The organism is Serratia nevei (assembly GCF_024160145.1).
GTDB lineage: Bacteria > Pseudomonadota > Gammaproteobacteria > Enterobacterales > Enterobacteriaceae > Serratia > Serratia nevei_A.
Window position 1 is genome coordinate 1 of sequence record NZ_JAMYWQ010000187.1, and the last position, 255, is coordinate 255.

Below are 255 nucleotides of genomic sequence, written 5' to 3' on the forward strand. Positions count from 1 at the left end.
CCAGACTCCTACGGGAGGCAGCAGTGGGGAATATTGCACAATGGGCGCAAGCCTGATGCAGCCATGCCGCGTGTGTGAAGAAGGCCTTCGGGTTGTAAAGCACTTTCAGCGAGGAGGAAGGTGGTGAACTTAATACGTTCATCAATTGACGTTACTCGCAGAAGAAGCACCGGCTAACTCCGTGCCAGCAGCCGCGGTAATACGGAGGGTGCAAGCGTTAATCGGAATTACTGGGCGTAAAGCGCACGCAGGCGG

General features: G+C 55.7%; 1 rRNA gene. It reads left to right on the forward strand.

The features are described 5' to 3' along the window. Positions 1 to 255, forward strand: a 16S ribosomal RNA gene (locus M6G53_RS25340); the annotation flags it as partial.